20 protein-coding genes are annotated in these 16,175 nt (G+C 53.3%); 5 read left to right on the top strand and 15 right to left on the bottom strand.

The features are described from left to right. Nucleotides 1-11: 11 nt before the first annotated feature. The 4 genes from MKX50_RS03280 to MKX50_RS03265 form a co-directional block, all read right to left on the bottom strand. Nucleotides 12-236 (bottom strand): YezD family protein, encoded by a 225-nt coding sequence (locus tag MKX50_RS03280; protein ID WP_213591023.1) that lies wholly within the window; start codon nt 234-236, stop codon nt 12-14. A gap of 63 nt (nt 237-299) precedes the next feature. After that, on the bottom strand, nt 300-1,160 hold the full coding sequence (gene cysW / locus MKX50_RS03275) for a sulfate ABC transporter permease subunit CysW (protein WP_213591022.1): 861 nt from the start codon (nt 1,158-1,160) through the stop codon (nt 300-302). Nucleotides 1,161-1,412: 252 nt separating this feature from the next. After that, the gene (cysT, locus tag MKX50_RS03270) at nt 1,413-2,243 is read right to left on the bottom strand and encodes a sulfate ABC transporter permease subunit CysT (RefSeq protein WP_213591021.1); all 831 of its coding nucleotides are present in this window, start codon (nt 2,241-2,243) and stop codon (nt 1,413-1,415) included. A gap of 73 nt (nt 2,244-2,316) precedes the next feature. Continuing rightward, on the bottom strand, nt 2,317-3,345 hold the full coding sequence (locus MKX50_RS03265) for a sulfate ABC transporter substrate-binding protein (RefSeq protein ID WP_339158411.1): 1,029 nt from the start codon (nt 3,343-3,345) through the stop codon (nt 2,317-2,319). 232 nt (nt 3,346-3,577) lie between these two features. Between MKX50_RS03265 and MKX50_RS03260 the strand changes: the two genes are divergently transcribed. Further along, nucleotides 3,578-3,922 carry a hypothetical protein gene (locus tag MKX50_RS03260; RefSeq protein ID WP_339158410.1) on the top strand — a complete coding sequence of 115 codons (345 nt, stop codon included), beginning with the start codon at nt 3,578-3,580 and terminating at the stop codon, nt 3,920-3,922. A gap of 505 nt (nt 3,923-4,427) precedes the next feature. Here MKX50_RS03260 and MKX50_RS03255 read toward each other — a convergent pair. Further along, on the bottom strand, nt 4,428-5,588 hold the full coding sequence (locus MKX50_RS03255) for a lactonase family protein (RefSeq protein WP_339158409.1): 1,161 nt from the start codon (nt 5,586-5,588) through the stop codon (nt 4,428-4,430). 29 nt (nt 5,589-5,617) lie between these two features. Then, nucleotides 5,618-6,052, bottom strand: a complete 435-nt coding sequence (locus MKX50_RS03250) for an Rrf2 family transcriptional regulator (RefSeq protein WP_213591019.1) — start codon at nt 6,050-6,052, stop codon at nt 5,618-5,620. A gap of 141 nt (nt 6,053-6,193) precedes the next feature. Between MKX50_RS03250 and MKX50_RS03245 the strand changes: the two genes are divergently transcribed. After that, a complete protein-coding gene (locus MKX50_RS03245) occupies nt 6,194-6,685 on the top strand; it encodes a cytochrome c biogenesis protein CcdC (RefSeq protein WP_213591018.1) in 492 nt (163 codons plus the stop codon). Between the two features lie 165 nt (nt 6,686-6,850). Here the strand turns inward: MKX50_RS03245 and MKX50_RS03240 are convergent, their stop codons facing one another. The 5 genes from MKX50_RS03240 to MKX50_RS03220 are packed head-to-tail and all read right to left on the bottom strand — an operon-like array spanning nt 6,851 to nt 10,141. Continuing rightward, entirely contained in the window at nt 6,851-8,008 is a 1,158-nt protein-coding gene (locus tag MKX50_RS03240) for an ABC transporter permease (protein ID WP_339158408.1), read from the bottom strand. Next, nucleotides 8,001-8,168 carry a hypothetical protein gene (locus tag MKX50_RS03235; protein WP_339158407.1) on the bottom strand — a complete coding sequence of 56 codons (168 nt, stop codon included), beginning with the start codon at nt 8,166-8,168 and terminating at the stop codon, nt 8,001-8,003. Before MKX50_RS03235 ends, MKX50_RS03240 begins: the two co-directional genes overlap by 8 nt. Continuing rightward, entirely contained in the window at nt 8,150-8,770 is a 621-nt protein-coding gene (locus MKX50_RS03230) for an ABC transporter permease (RefSeq protein ID WP_339158406.1), read from the bottom strand. The genes MKX50_RS03235 and MKX50_RS03230 overlap by 19 nt, the downstream gene beginning before the upstream one ends. After that, nucleotides 8,724-9,188 (bottom strand): ABC transporter permease, encoded by a 465-nt coding sequence (locus MKX50_RS03225; protein WP_339158405.1) that lies wholly within the window; start codon nt 9,186-9,188, stop codon nt 8,724-8,726. The genes MKX50_RS03230 and MKX50_RS03225 overlap by 47 nt, the downstream gene beginning before the upstream one ends. 17 nt (nt 9,189-9,205) lie before the next feature. After that, nucleotides 9,206-10,141, bottom strand: coding sequence for an ABC transporter ATP-binding protein (locus MKX50_RS03220; RefSeq protein ID WP_339158404.1), 936 nt, complete (start codon nt 10,139-10,141; stop codon nt 9,206-9,208). A 179-nt stretch (nt 10,142-10,320) separates the two neighbouring features. Between MKX50_RS03220 and MKX50_RS03215 the strand changes: the two genes are divergently transcribed. Both MKX50_RS03215 and MKX50_RS03210 read left to right on the top strand, forming a co-directional pair. Next, nucleotides 10,321-11,478 carry a sensor histidine kinase gene (locus MKX50_RS03215; protein WP_339158403.1) on the top strand — a complete coding sequence of 386 codons (1,158 nt, stop codon included), beginning with the start codon at nt 10,321-10,323 and terminating at the stop codon, nt 11,476-11,478. 22 nt (nt 11,479-11,500) lie between these two features. Then, nucleotides 11,501-12,418, top strand: a complete 918-nt coding sequence (locus MKX50_RS03210) for a response regulator transcription factor (RefSeq protein ID WP_339158402.1) — start codon at nt 11,501-11,503, stop codon at nt 12,416-12,418. Nucleotides 12,419-12,847: 429 nt separating this feature from the next. On the opposite strand, the gene MKX50_RS03205 is transcribed toward MKX50_RS03210, so the two are convergent. Both MKX50_RS03205 and MKX50_RS03200 read right to left on the bottom strand, forming a co-directional pair. Then, the gene (locus MKX50_RS03205; RefSeq protein ID WP_339158401.1) at nt 12,848-13,066 is read right to left on the bottom strand and encodes a cold-shock protein; all 219 of its coding nucleotides are present in this window, start codon (nt 13,064-13,066) and stop codon (nt 12,848-12,850) included. 101 nt (nt 13,067-13,167) lie between these two features. After that, nucleotides 13,168-13,368, bottom strand: coding sequence for a cold-shock protein (locus MKX50_RS03200; protein ID WP_155611761.1), 201 nt, complete (start codon nt 13,366-13,368; stop codon nt 13,168-13,170). A gap of 422 nt (nt 13,369-13,790) precedes the next feature. Between MKX50_RS03200 and MKX50_RS03195 the strand changes: the two genes are divergently transcribed. Then, on the top strand, nt 13,791-14,570 hold the full coding sequence (locus MKX50_RS03195) for a TatD family hydrolase (protein WP_155611760.1): 780 nt from the start codon (nt 13,791-13,793) through the stop codon (nt 14,568-14,570). Nucleotides 14,571-14,589: 19 nt separating this feature from the next. Here the strand turns inward: MKX50_RS03195 and nfsA are convergent, their stop codons facing one another. Both nfsA and MKX50_RS03185 read right to left on the bottom strand, forming a co-directional pair. Then, complete coding sequence (gene nfsA, locus MKX50_RS03190; RefSeq protein WP_155611949.1) at nt 14,590-15,333, bottom strand: oxygen-insensitive NADPH nitroreductase; 744 nt, start codon at nt 15,331-15,333, stop codon at nt 14,590-14,592. A gap of 77 nt (nt 15,334-15,410) precedes the next feature. After that, entirely contained in the window at nt 15,411-16,019 is a 609-nt protein-coding gene (locus MKX50_RS03185; protein WP_213591011.1) for a LysE/ArgO family amino acid transporter, read from the bottom strand. Nucleotides 16,020-16,175: the final 156 nt, after the last annotated feature.

Below are 16,175 nucleotides of genomic sequence, written 5' to 3'. Positions count from 1 at the left end.
CTATAATTTATTTATCTAGTTCCTGACTGACGCAAGGGCCGGGCCGCGTTACGCTGGCTCCCGGAGGACTTGGCTGCGCCGGAGGTTCCCATTTCGTACCGTTTACGCTCTGTACGCTCCACCTGGACAATCTGTCCTTCATGGACGACAATGTTGAGCGACCCGAATTCCATCTCGTCTAACAATCCTGCAATCCGATCCAACCATACATCGTCAACCTTCAATGGTTTTGCCATACTTACTGCCTCCCTCTCCTCGGCAATTCAGCCTGTGAATATTTCGTTTCATGAAAAACAACATTAATGCTGACTTTTTCGTGTGAACCAGCTTTTGAATATTAGGGTCACGAGCGCCAATAACAGCAGCAAGGAAGCTACGGCAAACGACGCCGAGAACTGATACTCGTTATACAAAATTTCCACATGCAGGGGAAGCGTGTTGGTCTCGCCCCGGATATGCCCGGAGACGACGGATACGGCGCCAAATTCCCCCATCGCTCTTGCATTACACAAAATGATGCCGTACAGCAGACCCCATTTGATGTTCGGCAGCGTTACTTTCCAGAAGATTTTGAAGCCCCGTGCCCCCAGCATAACCGCCGCCTCTTCCTCCTGCTGTCCTTGATCCTCCATTAACGGGATAAGCTCGCGGGCAACGAAGGGAAAGGTCACGAATAAGGTGGCCAAAATGATTCCCGGCAGCGCGAAAATAACCTTCAAATTATGCTCCTCGAGCCATGGGCCAAACCAGCCGTTGGCACCGTAGACCAGAACGTAGATCAAACCGCCGATTACCGGAGATACAGCAAAAGGCAAATCGATCAGCGTGACGAGCAGCTGCTTCCCGCGGAATTTGAACTTCGTCACGGCCCAGGCCGCGGCGACGCCAAAAATCGTATTCAGCGGCACCGTGATAACAGCAACCAGAAGCGTGAGCTTCAAGGCCGACAGCGCATCCGGGTCCCGGATGGCCTCAATATATACTTCCCAGCCCTTCTTCAGGGCTTCACTAAGAACGACAACCAATGGCAGAACGATAAGCCACAGCAGCACCAAAACTGCCGCCCCGATCAGAATCCACTTCACAGCGCTTGATTCATTCACTTTGCGCTGCCTGACCGTGGATGGTTTCTTGGCAGATAGCGGTACAGAGCCAGCCATTTCCTGATACCTCCCCGAATACTAATACTGGATGCTTGATGATCGCTTGAATGCCAAATCGTTGGATTGCTTCATCACTGGATTGTTTCATTACCGGATTGGTTCATCGCTTGATCATCAAATCGATATTTCCTGTTTCACATGCCTTACCGGCTAATATCAGCATACGTCCCTTACATGACCCGTATCATGAGCATTACGTCTTGGGCAGTAAAAGCGATGAGACATTGGCGGCGGGCGGTTATGCCCCTGCTATTTTGCCGTCTTGCGTACTCTACGCTGCAAAGAGTTGATGAGCAGCAGCAGTACAAAAGAAATGATCAGGAGCATGAGAGCCACGGCTGTAGCCCCCGCGTAATCGAACTGCTCCAGCTTCGACATGATGAGCAGCGGGGCAATCTCGGTCTTCATCGGCATGTTGCCGGAAATGAAGACGACTGAGCCATACTCCCCGATCCCCCGGGCGAAAGCCAAGGCAAACCCTGTCATCAGCGGCGGAATCAGCTCCGGCAGAACGACGGAGCGGAACGTACGGAACCGGCTGGCGCCTAACGTGGAGGCCGCCTCCTCAACCTCGGCATCCAGCTCCTGAAGCACCGGTTGAACGGTTCTGACGACAAAGGGAATCCCTATGAACATCAGCGCCAGGGTGATGCCGATCGGGGTAAAGGCGATTCTGATCCCCAAGGGTTCAAACAAGGAGCCGATCCAGCCGTTCGCCGAATAAATCGCCGTCAGCGATACTCCAGCAACCGCAGTAGGCAGAGCAAAAGGAAGATCAATCATCGCATCGAACAATCCTTTGCCGGGAAATTCGTATCGAACAAGCACCCACGCGATCAGCAGACCGAGTACGGTATCAATCAGTCCAGCCGCTGCCGCGGTGAGAAAGCTGACTTTATATGAAGCAAGTACGCGCGAATCTGTCGCAACATCCCAGAACTTCTCCCAGGTTAGACCCGTAGAGTTCAGCAGCAGCGCAGATAACGGAATCAATACGACCAAACTGATATATAGTACGCTGTAACCCATCGTGATCCCGAAGCCGGGAAGCACCCCGCGCTTTGAAGTGCTACTGTGCATGCAGGTTCATCCTTTCCATCCGTTGCATCCCGCTCGATCACCGCAGGAATGCCCCTCCGTTTGTGCGGTCGGTTTATTTCGGCGCATAAATTTGCGTGAATATGCCGCCGTCGCTAAAATGCTTCTGTTGTGCCTCAGCCCATCCGCCAAATTCATCATCTATTGTAAACAGCTTGATCTCGGGGAAAGCATCTTTGTATTTGCTCTTTACACTATCCAGCGTAGGACGGTAATAATTCTCCGCTGCAATCGTCTGGCCTTCCTCCGAATACAGGTACTGCAAATATGCCTCGGCCACTTCGCGGGTGCCTTTTTTATCGGCATTTTTATCAACTACCGCTACAGGCGGTTCAGCCAAAATACTTTCTGACGGGTAGACGATGTCGAACTTATCCGGGCCAAGCTCCTCTACGGACAGCCAAGCCTCATTCTCCCAAGCCAGCAGCACATCCCCGAGTCCGCGCTCCACAAATGTCGTGGTTGCTCCGCGGGCACCGCTGTCCAGTACCGGAACATGCTCATACAGCTTCTTTACAAACTCTTGAGCTTTGGCCTCGTCATTGTTGTTCTGGTGCAGGGCATAGCCCCATGCCGCAAGGTAATTCCAGCGCGCTCCGCCGGAGGTTTGCGGGTTAGGCGTAATGACCTCGATTCCGTCCGTGACCAGATCATCCCAATCCTTGATGCCTTTCGGATTGCCCTTGCGAACGAGGAACACGATCGTCGACGTATATGGCGAGCTGTTATGCTCGTATTTCTGCTGCCAGCCTTCATTGATTAATCCGGCCTGCTGGATCGCGTCGATGTCATAACCAAGAGCTAACGTAACCACATCCGCATCAAGACCGTCGATCACCGCCCGGCCCTGCTTGCCTGATCCGCCATGCGACTGCTTGATCGATACCTTCTCGCCCTTCTCCTTCTCCCAATGAGCAGCAAATGCTTTGTTGAACTCGGTATACAGCTCCCGGGTCGGATCGTAGGATACGTTTAGCAAGTTGACCTCTTTGGCCCCGCTTCCCGAATTTCCGCAAGCCGCGGCAACCAGCGATACCGCCAATACGAGACCTGCAATCAACCCTTGCTTCAACACCTTTTTCATAACTACTCACTCTCCCCATCTCTCTTTAAGAAACCTGTCATTATTTCTGCGGACATGCTCGATGTGCCTCAACTGCTTCTCATGCCAACTGCCTAGCAAAATAGAAAGAGAAACGCCCTATCCCTACGGTCAGACCGAACTGCTACCGTGTCTGCCAAGGCAAGTAGAGCGTTCCTCCGTCCGTACGGTGAGAACTTTATTTTATTTATTATTCCTACCTGTTTAGTATGCTATGATTGTATTCTATATGCGCTGGGTTTTCTTGTCAAACACTTTTATTGGAAATGTATTAAAAAACTATAAGAGAAGCTTATATTCCCTTGTGGAGCACATTTTGGGGGCATTGGCTAATTTAGGTACGCAAAAAAAAGGACAAGGCCGGCCGGTCTTGTCCTTAATTCTTCAACGGGGAAGTGGGGGTGTAGCTTCGTGGGGTTCAGAGACTGGTGGGTTTGATGGAAACGTTGGGGCTGGTGGGGCTGGTGGGTTTGGTGGGTTTGGTGGGTTTGGTGGGTTTGGTGGGTTTGGTGGGTTTGGTGTGCTCGATATGGTCGATCTGCTGATGTGCTCGATATGATCGATGTGCTCGATGTGCTCGATGTCCTCGATGTGCTGATGAGTCTAGTGGGACTAATGACTGAGGGGGGATGAGACGGGTGGGCTCGGCGGGATTGATGCCTCAGCCCTCGGAATTGGCTGCTTCCTAACGGACAGGAGATCCGCTATTTGTTGAAATAGACCTCTTTCACAGGTGCTTACGGACCCTGGTTCCGTTATTTGGCCAAATGGACTGCCTAAAACATGCTTTTGGGAGCAATAGCGGAACACAGGTCCGTTAGCCCTCTAAATTTCCCGTTATTTCGCAAATAGCGCCCCCTGTGTCCGTTAGGTTCGCATATGCCCAGCCACTGCATAGCTAACCACTGCTCGCACACCAACCAACTCTCTATTTGCAACACCAACTAACTCACTACTTACTACTAACTAAGCCACTACCCGCTAGTCCGCTACTGCTGCCTGCTACCAAACTTACATCTCACTTCACAGACACCTTTACCCAAGCCAAGCCACAGATCAGTGTGCTACCGCGGAACAATCGCGATACAGGAAGGCTCTTTCACCTCCAGCACGCTGTCGGCAGGCGAAAGGCTGCCGGTGGCCCGGTCGCGGCCGAGCAAGGTGATGCTGTTGCTAAACTGGTTCGCCACGAGCACATAGTCGTCCAGGACAGCAAAGTTGCGCGGCCACTTTCCGCCAACACTAGTCCACTCCGGGGCGCTGAGCTGTCCGGTCGAAGCGTCCAGCTTGAAGCGGACGATACTGTCATGGCCACGGTTCGATGCGTATACATATTTGCCATCCGGCGACAGATGAATGTCCGCCGCATAGCTCTCTTCGGCAAAGTCCTCGGGCAAAGTGCTTATATGCTGAATAATTTCCAAAATACCATGGGTTGGGTTATACGCAAACACGGTCACTGTGTTGTTCAGCTCATTGATACCGTAAGCGAACGTATCGGACGGATGGATAATGAAATGCCTTGGCCCCGCTCCAGGTGGCAGCGCCACCTCACGGTGCGTAACGAGCTTGCCGTCTTCCACTCTGTACACGACGATCTGGTCCAGACCCAGGTCGGAGACGAAGGCATATTTGCCATCCTTGGATGGGAGTACGCTGTGGGCATGAGCTGCCTCCTGGCGATCCTGGCGAAAGCCGCTGCCAACATGCTGAACAGCCGCCGCCATTTGGGCTAAGCTCCCCTCCCCATCCAATTCAAAGCTGTTGACATGGCCGCTGGAATAATTGGCGACAAGCAGATGCCCGGAAGGAGACAGCGACAAATGACACGGGCTTGAACCCTCCGTACGCGCCGTTTCAAGCAGATTCAGCTTGCCGTCCTGCGGATTAATGCCATAGGCAGCGACCTTGCCGTCCTCGCATTCCAAAGCGGCATATAGCCGCATTGTTCCCGCCGCTTCCTCAGCTGCCTGGCTAACAGGGTTGGCCGAATCTTCCGCGGTATCGCTTTCATGTTTCTGCATGACGTATGCAGCCGCCTGACGCCCTGCATGTTGTTTATCCGCGACGATAAGAAAAGACGGGTTCTCGATGTCTGAGGTGCCGTGAATTAGACGAAGCTCTCCGCTGTCCGTATTTAAGCTGCAAAGATGAATCCCAGCTTCTTCTCCAGAAGAGTAGCCCCCAACATAGAAATACTGTTCCTCTGGCTTAAAGATACTCATAGACTTTCTCCCCCTATTGGTTGGTTGATTTACGAACCTGCCTCAGCCCGCAGCTCCTGAAGCAATCCCTTCACCCGGGATACTTTGATTTCATCAAAATACCGCTCAAGCTGATCCTCACCTCCGGCAAAAATCCGGTCCATGACCTCACGCATCTTCGAGGATACCTGGCAGGGCGATTCCTGGCTGCCCGAGCACCAGCCTGGCTGAAGGGTGCCTCTCGCGAACAGGCGGTACAAGTCGCCAAGGCTGATGGCGTTCAAATCGGCGCTGAGCAAGTAGCCGCCGCCCACTCCTTCTTTTGTCGACACATACCCTTGCTTCTTTAGCAGGCTCAGCACCTTGCGGACCCGGGCAGGATGCGTAGCCACGCTCGCCGCAATTTTCTCGCTGTTGGCAATGCAATGGGCATTCATATGCAAAAAAAGAAGGCAATGCAGGGCAACTGTAAACTCGCTGTTCATATTCCTTTCCCCTTTCCGTCATATCCTTGAAACACGGGCGCGCTGATGATTTCGCGAGCCTTGGGCTCATTTTTATTTTCCGTATGTGATTTATGTTATAATGGTCTCGCCAACTACACATGTTCAAGAAAGGGACATTCTATGAATATCACCATTCCTTCTTATATGCAGGTTTTTGTAACCGTCGGAGCCATCGTTATGGCTGCACTCGCGCTGTTTATCCGGTTAAAAGCCAGCCGCAGGCCCGTAACGGTCAAGAAGATCATTATTCCGCCGCTAGGCATGACTACCGGCTTCGGGATGTTCATCGTTCCTGAATTTCATATCCCAATTCTTTGGGGCGCCGTCGCCTTTGCCGTAGGTTGGTTATTCTTCTCTTACCCGCTGAATCGCAGCACACAATTCGAACTGATCGACGGCGAGGTATACGCCAAACGTACCCGCGGCTTTGCCTATATCCTGATCGGCTTGCTTGCGCTGAGACTCGTCCTGCATGAAGTCGTAGAGCAATATATCTCCGTGCTTCAGACGGGCTCCGTATTTTTCCTGCTGGCCTACGGAATGATTCTCCGCTGGCGGCTGTTCATGCTTAAGGAATACCGCCGCATCACAGGACAGCTTCATGCGGGTTGACCGACCCACGCTTCTTTCCAACATATTAAATTTTATATAGGGATGCAATCTTTTTCCACTACATTTTCTCTGCCGCGTCCTTGAACGGCAAACAGGTTATCCGGATGACGCCGATCGTCAACGGGATAACCTGTTTTTGTGTTGCTGTAATATACACCCTCGTCCTTATGCCCTTGCCTGCCCCTCACTGGGGCGAAGGATCGCCGAACCGATGATCAGCAGCACGAACGCCATGAGCACCAGGATGAGCAGCGGAGTAACGACTTCCTTCAGACTGCTTCCCGAGGAGAGCAGCTCGATGGCCTCGATCGTCCACTTCTGCGGCACGAAATTAGCTGCCTTCTGCATATATTCCGGCATGAAGGAAATCGGCCAGAAGCAGCCCCCGATCATGCAGGTCGGGGTAATGATCAGATTGTTCAGCATCCCGGCGTTCTGCGGATTGCGAATCAATCCGGCGGCCGCACTTGCGATGCCCATCGCTACGAGCATAAACGCAGCCATTACGATAAAGTGCAAATGCAGCGGGATGCCGGCATCATATCGCAGCACCCAGCGGCTGAGCATCAATACGACCGCAATCTGGATCAGGCCGACAAAGAAGCTGCCAAGGAAGTTGCCCGCAGCGATCTCCCACGCTCTGACCGGTGCGCTATATATACGGGCCATCGTCCGCTTGCTGCGGTCCTCCACAATTTGCGTCACCGAGCTGCTGATTAAGCTCATCAGGAACAACAGCGTAAAGCCGGTGACCGTGCTAAGCCCCTCCTTCGGGTAGAGCCGAAGTTCCTGATCGATGGCGGTTACGCGGTGTTTTCCCGTCTCCCGGAACACATCGGCCAGCGCTGCGCTGTCCTGTCCGCCCTCGCCGGCCGCTGTCCTAACCATCCCTGCGGAAGCCGCCATCCCCCGTATAAGCCCATCCAGGTTGATTCTAAGGGTAAAGGTCGCCTCGCTTGTTGCCAAATCATATACCTGGAGCTTAGGGACGCGTCCGGAGCGGACTCCTTCGGTGAACCCGGCCGGGATGGCAAAGCCTATTGCGGCTTGTTTGGACAGCAGCGCATCCTTCATCGCCGCATCATCCTCATATTTCTTTAAGGCATAGCCGGGCTTGTCAGCCAGCTCCTCCAGCAGGAACGCGCTGGCCAACCCCTGATCCCGATCCACGTACGCGATTTGCGACAGCGTCATTTCTTCCTGCCCCAGCAGGGCGATGACGAGAGAGATAACGACGCACGGCAGCAGGATGTAGCCGAGCAGCCCTTTTTTGGTGCCGATCGTTCGTCTTATGACATTCCAGGCAATCGTCAAGCTACTCATGATAACCCACCTTCCGATATGAAACGATGCCGGCGGCAAGCAGCAGGCCGCAGAATAAGCCCAGCATCATCAAGTAATGCATCACTTCGCCCGGATCCGCCCCGAGCATCAAACGCAGTATGGCCTGCATTGCCCAGTGGTTCACCGTAAATTCGCCCATCCGTTGAATGATCTCCATCGGCATCGGCTGGAACCCCCGCTCAGAAAAGTCATGACGACGATGACTGTCACGACGGCCGAACGGGCAGCCGCGGATGATTTGGTTAACAAGGTAAGGATCACGGCCAGCATCATAGAGGCGATCACTACGAGCAGACAGGTCAGCGCCAGCATCCACAGATGACGGCCCCAGTCCACACCGTAGAACCATGACGTTCCGCAAATAATGACGGCGGCCTGTAAAAAAGCGACCAGGCTGTTCCCGGCGATTTTCCCCATAAATATCTCCAGTGTGCTTACGGGCATCGAATTTAAACGGTACAGCGTCTTCTTGCGCTTCTCTTCGGATAAGCTGATGCTTGCCGACAGTCCCGAGTACAGGAGGAACATGATCAGCATCGCGGCAGCGTAGTATTGAAAAGCGGAATACGTCTCGCCCCCTACATTCAACGAGGCGGTCTCAACATACGTCGCCTCCAGCCCGCTCATCGTTCCCATGGCCTCGCCAATGCCCTGCGGGCCCAAGGCGATGATCGCTGCCTGCATCCGGTTGACCTCATCCAAATAGGCATGGAAGATCATCTGGGCGACGTAATTTTTCATGCTGTCTTTTCCGGGAATGAGCTCCCACTGCGCTTCCTTCCCCTGTTACCCGCTCCTCGAAATCAGATGGAATGATGACGCCGAAATCTGCTTCGCCCCGGGTCAAGGCTTCAACCGCTTCTTCGCGGCTCACGGTCTTTTCAATCCGCATTCTTTGTTTAATTTCCGGGCTGTTCAAAAACTCGCGAAGCCCTAATCCCACCTCAAGCTCTCCTTGTACAGCTCCCCCGGTATTCGGCTCGACGATCAAAACCCTGGCCTGCTCAACCGAAGCTTCTGCCTCGTCTTTAAAGTTGCTGGAGAGGGCGTTGCCCAGAATGAATATAAGCACCATCGGCAGCAAAAATAAGTTCAGTAATACGGCGCGCGTCCGCGTAAGCATCCGCAGCTCGAACCAGGCGATTGTCCATAGCTTCACAGCGTATCCCCCTAGCCCTAATCCCGCAGCGTACGCCCGGTCAGATTGAGGAACAGCGTCTCTAGCGTCGGCTGCTCGCATACTACAGAATGAATCACGGCGTCATGCTTGGCGCAAATGTACAGAATATCCTGCAGCTCGTTCTGTGAAGAAGACGTGTACAGCTCCAGACCATTCTCATTTTCCAAAATGCGGGTGATCCGCGGGTGCTGCTTCAGCTCGGACAATACCGCCTCCCCTAGACCAGAGGCCGTCATAACGATTTTCTCCTCGCCGGCGACCCGTTCCCGGAGCTCCTGCTCCGTCCCGCAGGCAATGACATGGCCTTGATCGACAATCGCTACCCTATCGCATAAGGAGGCGACCTCCTCCATGTAATGGCTCGTATAGATTACTGTCGAACCCATGCGGTTCAATTCACGCACCGATTCCAGAATATGATTCCGTGACTGGGGATCGATCCCCACAGTTGGCTCATCCATAATGATCAGCTTCGGGCGGTGCACGATCGAGCAGGCGATATTGAGCCTCCGTTTCATCCCTCCGGAGAACGTATGCGGCAGCTGCATGGCCCGCTCCTCCAGACCGACAAACCGCAGCGCTTCCTTCACCCGCTCCTTCAGCTCCCCTCCCCGCAGGCCGTACAATCGGCCAAAAAACGTTACATTGTCCACCGCAGACATATTTTCATATAAAGCCAGGTCCTGGGGAACGAGCCCGATTCTGCGCTTTACATCGAGCGGCCGGTCCTTGACAGGGATCCCGTCGACTGTAATGCTGCCTTGATCCATCGGCAGTAGCCCGACGATCATGTTCATGGTCGTGCTCTTCCCTGCTCCGTTTGGGCCGAGGAGCCCGAATATTTCCCCGGCTTCAATGGTCATATTCAAGTGATCGACGGACAATTTGTCTCCGTATCTTTTTACGACATTGTTTACTTCTACGAATGCCATCCTGCTTTCGCCCTCCCACGCATCTTTGACTCTGTAGTCATTGTATCAGGCCTCGCTTCCCGCGTAAGGTATCGATGGTCACCAATATAAAATGACGAAAGTCACCATTTGCCGCACCCGAACTCTCAGAGGAATGCTATAATAATTGCATCTTATTTCGATGAAAAGGGTTGAGAACGATGAAGAAGCCTTCGCTTCTTCCTTTTCTGTACGGGATGATTCTGCTCCCGGGATTTTTACATATTTTCCTGCTGCCAAACCCTCCTTATGACCGGTACGTCATCCATATGCTGGCCTTGTTCGCGTTGGCCGTACTGGGACGCTTCGCGAAGGAGAGCATCCATTTAACGGCTTGGTGCCTTATGCTCATCGCCTATTCAGTATGGCTTTGCTACATTTACGGCGGACTGGCCAGCCTGTCGGCTCTGGCACCGGTGTTCGTCTATTCGTCCATGCCCGGCAGGTTCGTGCGAATCAGTCTGTTTGGGCTTCATTCCGGCGCAATCTTCTTCACAATGCTGTCCGAGCCGCTGTTCTGGAGGTTCGGCGTGCTGCTGTTTCTATCGTTGCTGGCAGGCATTCTCGCCTATCTCCAGTTGTTCAAGACCAAGCAGGACGAGCTCCAGCAAAAATACGATGACCTCCGCAGACGGCATTACGAGCTCAATGAGACCCATCGCCGTTTAATGCTGTTCAGCAAGCAGGTGGAAGGCGCGGCCCAGGCCGAGGAGCGGACGCGAATTTCCAGGGAGCTTCACGATGATCTGGGGCACCGCCTGATCCGTGTGAAAATGATGATGGAAGCCGCACTGCATGTCGTACCTGCTGATCCTGACAAAGGAATGGCCCTGCTTGGGCAAATTCGCGATCAGCTCTCTGCCGGTCTCGACCAGCTGCGTGCCACGGTGCGCCGACTGAAGCCGCCTTCCGAGACGACGGGAATTCAGGCGCTGAGCCTGATGCTGGAGGAAATCGGCCGGGAGAACGGCATCCGGACGACGCTGTCCGTAGAGGGACAGCCTTACCCGTTATATCCAAGCCTGGAGATCATTCTGTATAAAAATGCGCGGGAGGCCCTGACCAATGCGTTAAAGCACGGTCAGCCCGGCGCAGTCGAAATCCGGCTGGCCTACGGGGACGACGAGGTCCGCATGGCCGTCAGCAATGACGGGAAGGTGCCGCCGCCCCACTGGAATAACAGCAGAACGGCTGGCTTAGGGATGTCGGGAATGCGGGAACGATGCCAGGTCGCGGGAGGAAGGCTGGAGGTCGAGGTAGAGCCTTGCTTTACCGTAACGACCCGGCTTCCCGTGACGCATCAAGGAGATATTTTATAATCGGGAGTGTGAATAGGCTGCCATGACAAACACAACAACGAACGCAAACGCAGCTGCAGGAGTGCATTTATCCGTATTAATCGTGGACGACGATCCATTCATTCGGGAGAGCTTATCCCTGCTAATAGGCATGGATCCCCAAATTGAAGTCGTTGGCACGGCGTGTCATGGCCTGGAGGCCGTAAATCAGCTGGAGAGCGGCGGGATGCCTGTGCCGGACGTGGTGCTCATGGATATCCGGATGCCGGAATGCGATGGCGTGGAGGGAACGAAGCGGATCAAGGCGCTTTTTCCGCAGACCTCGGTGCTCATCCTGACCACTTTCGATGATGATGAGTTCATTATCGAAGCCTTGCAAAGCGGTGCCAGCGGGTATCTGCTCAAAAATATCCCGCCCAGCCGGATTATCGAGGGGATCAAAACTGTACATAGCGGCAGCATGCTCATCCATCCGGACATTGCCCGCAAGCTGACCGGAATGCTCCGGGCTGATGCGCACAAAGCTGGGGCTGGGGCTGGGGCTGAACAAAGTGCTGGCGATGCGGCAGGACGGTCCGAGCAGCTTCCGGGTCGGGCTTCTTCCGGCAGGGCTTCCTCTGACGGGGCTTCTTTTTCCGGTTCGGCTACTTCCGATGGGGCTTCTTCCGGCGGGGCTTCTTCCGGCGGGGCTTCTTCCGGTTCAGCTTCTTCCAGCTCGGGTTCCGCCGCGCCAGCCGACTCCGTACAGAGCAAATTGCGGGCAGCAGGACTAACCCCAGCCGAGCAAAATGTCGTAGCCCTGATTGCGGACGGCATGTCCAACAAGGAGATTGCCCAAAAACTGTTCCTTAGCGAGGGCACCGTCAAAAACTACATTACCGACATTCTCGCCAAGCTGCAGGTTCGCGACCGGACACAACTCGCTATTTTGTATTGGAAAAGCTACAATCAGCTGGGGTAAGCAGATGGTTAGGCACGGGTAACTAGTTGGGCAAGATCAGGTGACTGATGCATTTCACACCAGGGTAACTAGATGTGTTCATGCCAAGGTAAATAGGTGCATTTCATGCAGTTAGTTCATCCGATTTGGGCGTGTTGGAGGGAACTAACTGCAAAACCTGCATTTAGTTTCAAGGTTTTTCGGCGAATTGGCTCTATTTAGGCAAACTAACTGCATGTTTTACATTTAACGCATGGTTTTTTTAACAAACAGCCTTAACTAGCTGTATAAAATACATTTACCTAGCAAAACCAGAGTCTCAATGACCGCCACCAGCGATCTAACCATCTCGCTCCTCAGCCCTCTATAGTATGCAAAAAAGCAGCTGCGCTCCGTTGTTTGGAGCTGCAACTGCTTTTGCTTGTCGATCAGTGACTAGCTATTCGATTCTTACGCCTTTAGGCAGCGACTTCTGATCCAAGTTGTGTTCACCAATTGGGGAAGCATGCGCATCCCCTTCTCCATTTCCGAAGAACACAGAGGACATGCCGGAGTGTAATCAAACGCAAAATTATCCCTCATCCATCCGTTGCAGCTCTCGCTCGTACAAGACCAGACCGGCGTGTTCTCCTCAGGAATTTCTTCTAACGTTTTTTTACGGTAATTCATGTTCATCCTCCTTGGACGTAATTTCACTATAGACAAACCACGATCAACATCTTTAACAGAACTGCCCTTAACGGAGTTCGTTAAGAGCAGCTGAGCCTGCATTAAAGTTTGACTACGTTTTCGGCTTGTGGTCCGCGGTTGCCTTGAACAACGTTAAATTGAACTTGTTGGCCTTCGTCCAGCGTTTTGAAGCCTTCGCCTGTAATCGCGCTAAAGTGTACGAATACGTCGTTTCCGCCTTCCACTTCGATAAAGCCGAAGCCTTTCTCAGCGTTAAACCATTTTACTGTTCCAGTTTCCATGAGGATACCTCTAAAAATATTAACATGTTCATTTTTACAAAAAAAATTCACACATTGAAAAAAGCTCCATCTCACAAGGTGACACTCTTTTCAAAGGGTGAATTTCAGGTATGCCTCACTTGAATCGACCATTTTTAATTATATCCTGATCTCAGGAAAAAAGCAAATGAACTGTAAAAATACGGCAGGGTCATTTCACCATCTGCACCACTTCACGGCTTTCCGGGGCGGCCAAACAGATATCCTTGCGCAAGTACGGCGCAGCTGCCATGGCAAAACTCAACCCCTCCCGCCGCTCGACGCCCTCCACAAGCACTTTAACGGGACTTAATCGATTGAGGCGATGCTGTGGTTTATTGGGTGAACAGATATAATGAGGTTAACGAAGTCATACCAACGAATGGGGAGGGAATTCACAGAGCATGATTGATGCCCATATCCACCTGGACCAGTATAGCGATGCCGATATCAAGCGTATTGTGAAAAATATGCAATTCAGCGGTATCGAGGGGCTTGTGTGCGTATCCACAAATCTGGAGTCCTCAATGGCTAACCTGGCTCTTGCCGAGCGGTACCCGGGAATCATCCATCCAGCCTTCGGCTATCATCCGGAGAACCCCCTCCCAAATGAGGAGGAAGTCAGCCGGCTGTTGTCCTGGATGGAGCGCAAGGCCCCCCGCATAATCGCCGTAGGAGAAATTGGCCTGCCTTACTATCTTCGCCGTCAGATGGCCAAGGAAGGCCGCTCCCTCGACCTGCACGCATATGTACAGCTGCTGGAGCGGTTCCTTAGCTTTGCCGGGCAACATGGCAAACCCGTCGTGCTTCATGCCGTGTACGAGGATGCCGAGCTCGCGTGCGATCTATTGGAGCGCTACCGCATTCGCAAGGCTCACTTCCACTGGTTCAAGGGCGCAAAGCATACGGTGCGAAAAATGGCCGATCGCGGCTATTACATTTCATTTACTCCGGATCTGCTCTATGAACCAGAAATCATGGAGCTCGCCCGTAGCTATCCCCTCGATCAGGTGATGGCGGAGACGGATGGCCCCTGGCCTTTCGAAGGGCCGTTTGCAGGGCAGCTTACCCAGCCGGCCATGGTGCTGAAGGTCGCCGAAGCTTGGGCCGCCATTCAAGGCATCGCCCCAGAGGAGGCGCGCTGCCGGCTGCGCGAGAATACGAAGCGTTTTTACGGTATATAGGCGTAGTTGAAGAGTTTCTTTACTTCGTGCCAAACCCCCGTTCACGTAAAAAGGAAGCCATATGCATTCGCGAAGGCTGTGCGAGCTTATCCGCCATCAGCTCCGACCACGGTGTGTCTTTGGCTCCCCCGGTTCTTTCGCGCAAATACGCCGACATGATCTCGTCATACCGTTCGACATGCTTCTCCGAACCGGACGCGTCATAGCCGTTCCAATGCAGAACCGCCTGCTGCGGCAGCCTTGGACGAAGCACGGGCTGTTGGTCCGGGTAGCCGACGCACATCCCGAACACAGGATAGACGAGCTCTGGCAAACCTAGCAGGCTGGCGACCTCGGCGATTTGATTGCGGATGCCGCCGATATACACAATGCCAAGGCCCAGTGACTCAGCGGCAACTGCGGCGTTCTGGGCCGCCAATGCGGTATCTACGGTCGCTACGATCAGATTTTCCATAGAGCCTTCGTAAGTTTCCTGACCAGCCCGGTGTTGCTGCGCCGCCATCTTCAATCTCGACAAATCGGCACACCACACCAAAAACACGGGACAGCTGTACACGTACGCTTGATTGCCGCTAAGCCGGGCCAGCTCTGCTTTAAGCGGCTCCTCGGTCACGGCGATCACGCTGTAAGCTTGAACATTGCTGGAGGACGAAGCCGCTTGTCCGGCAGCAATGATCGTTTCGACCTGCTCCCGCGTCAACGCCTGATCCGTAAATTTACGGATGGAGCGGTGGTTAAGCAGCAAGGCCATCGTTTCGTTCATAGACTCCATCGCATCGGTAATATTTTCGTTATTCATCGCTTGGTTCTCTCTCCTTTCAATGCATTCATGCTTTCTACTCAAAATAACTGAATCACAATATACCCTGCCATGGCCCAGACGATGAGCGCCGACAGCTTATTGATATGACGCAGCAGTCTCCTGCTTGGATCCATGCCGCCAATCAGGCGTCCCATCCAGCACAGCCCCAGAAACCAGACCCACGATACCGCGACGGCTGCGCCGGCAAACAATGCTTTATCCAGTCCCTCGAAGCGAAGCGAGCTCGTGCCGATTACGCCGATCGTATCCATGATAGCATGGGGATTGAGCAGCGACACGGAAAGCGCGAATACAATTTGTTTACCCGCCGGGAGGCTGGCTTCACCAGCCGCTGGCAAATCCGGACGGCTCCGCCAAATCGACCAGCCCATGTACAGCATGAACAATGCGCCAACAATGAACAGCAATATTTTCAGCCAGGATATCGTTAGAACGATCAGGGAGACCCCGGCAACCGCAAGCATAATCAATAGCGTATCACATAAAGCCGCCGTTATGACCGCAGGCAGGGCGTGGCGAAACTTGCGGTGCCCCGCTCCCTGGTTAAATACGAATACATTCTGCACGCCAAGCGGCAGTATCAGTCCAAATGCCAGGACCAGGCCATATATCGTCGCTTCCCACATACAATGATTCCTCCGTTTTCTGCAAAAGTTGCTGTTCTCATTGTAAGCAGTAAGAGACGGGTTTGGCTCCAGCCATTTGGATGGATAGCAAACCAACCAAATTATATAATAGGATTAAATGAAACTTGGCATGGTGCCACTGCGCACCTGCACATC

It is taken from the genome of Paenibacillus sp. FSL W8-0186, assembly GCF_037969765.1.
Taxonomy (GTDB): domain Bacteria; phylum Bacillota; class Bacilli; order Paenibacillales; family Paenibacillaceae; genus Fontibacillus; species Fontibacillus woosongensis.
The sequence above is the reverse complement of the archived record's forward strand: the minus strand, read 5'-3'. Positions and strand labels throughout refer to the sequence as shown.

Coding starts and splice junctions, on each gene's coding strand:
- MKX50_RS03280 (WP_213591023.1), bottom strand. CDS start 236: ATGGCAAAACCATTGAAGGTTGACGATGTATGGTTGGATCGGATTGCA.
- cysW (WP_213591022.1), bottom strand. CDS start 1,160: ATGGCTGGCTCTGTACCGCTATCTGCCAAGAAACCATCCACGGTCAGG.
- cysT (WP_213591021.1), bottom strand. CDS start 2,243: ATGCACAGTAGCACTTCAAAGCGCGGGGTGCTTCCCGGCTTCGGGATC.
- MKX50_RS03265 (WP_339158411.1), bottom strand. CDS start 3,345: ATGAAAAAGGTGTTGAAGCAAGGGTTGATTGCAGGTCTCGTATTGGCG.
- MKX50_RS03260 (WP_339158410.1), top strand. CDS start 3,578: ATGATTGTATTCTATATGCGCTGGGTTTTCTTGTCAAACACTTTTATT.
- MKX50_RS03255 (WP_339158409.1), bottom strand. CDS start 5,588: ATGAGTATCTTTAAGCCAGAGGAACAGTATTTCTATGTTGGGGGCTAC.
- MKX50_RS03250 (WP_213591019.1), bottom strand. CDS start 6,052: ATGAACAGCGAGTTTACAGTTGCCCTGCATTGCCTTCTTTTTTTGCAT.
- MKX50_RS03245 (WP_213591018.1), top strand. CDS start 6,194: ATGAATATCACCATTCCTTCTTATATGCAGGTTTTTGTAACCGTCGGA.
- MKX50_RS03240 (WP_339158408.1), bottom strand. CDS start 8,008: ATGAGTAGCTTGACGATTGCCTGGAATGTCATAAGACGAACGATCGGC.
- MKX50_RS03235 (WP_339158407.1), bottom strand. CDS start 8,168: ATGGGCGAATTTACGGTGAACCACTGGGCAATGCAGGCCATACTGCGT.
- MKX50_RS03230 (WP_339158406.1), bottom strand. CDS start 8,770: ATGAAAAATTACGTCGCCCAGATGATCTTCCATGCCTATTTGGATGAG.
- MKX50_RS03220 (WP_339158404.1), bottom strand. CDS start 10,141: ATGGCATTCGTAGAAGTAAACAATGTCGTAAAAAGATACGGAGACAAA.
- MKX50_RS03215 (WP_339158403.1), top strand. CDS start 10,321: ATGAAGAAGCCTTCGCTTCTTCCTTTTCTGTACGGGATGATTCTGCTC.
- MKX50_RS03210 (WP_339158402.1), top strand. CDS start 11,501: ATGACAAACACAACAACGAACGCAAACGCAGCTGCAGGAGTGCATTTA.
- MKX50_RS03205 (WP_339158401.1), bottom strand. CDS start 13,066: ATGAATTACCGTAAAAAAACGTTAGAAGAAATTCCTGAGGAGAACACG.
- MKX50_RS03200 (WP_155611761.1), bottom strand. CDS start 13,368: ATGGAAACTGGAACAGTAAAATGGTTTAACGCTGAGAAAGGCTTCGGC.
- MKX50_RS03195 (WP_155611760.1), top strand. CDS start 13,791: ATGATTGATGCCCATATCCACCTGGACCAGTATAGCGATGCCGATATC.
- nfsA (WP_155611949.1), bottom strand. CDS start 15,333: ATGAACGAAACGATGGCCTTGCTGCTTAACCACCGCTCCATCCGTAAA.
- MKX50_RS03185 (WP_213591011.1), bottom strand. CDS start 16,019: ATGTGGGAAGCGACGATATATGGCCTGGTCCTGGCATTTGGACTGATA.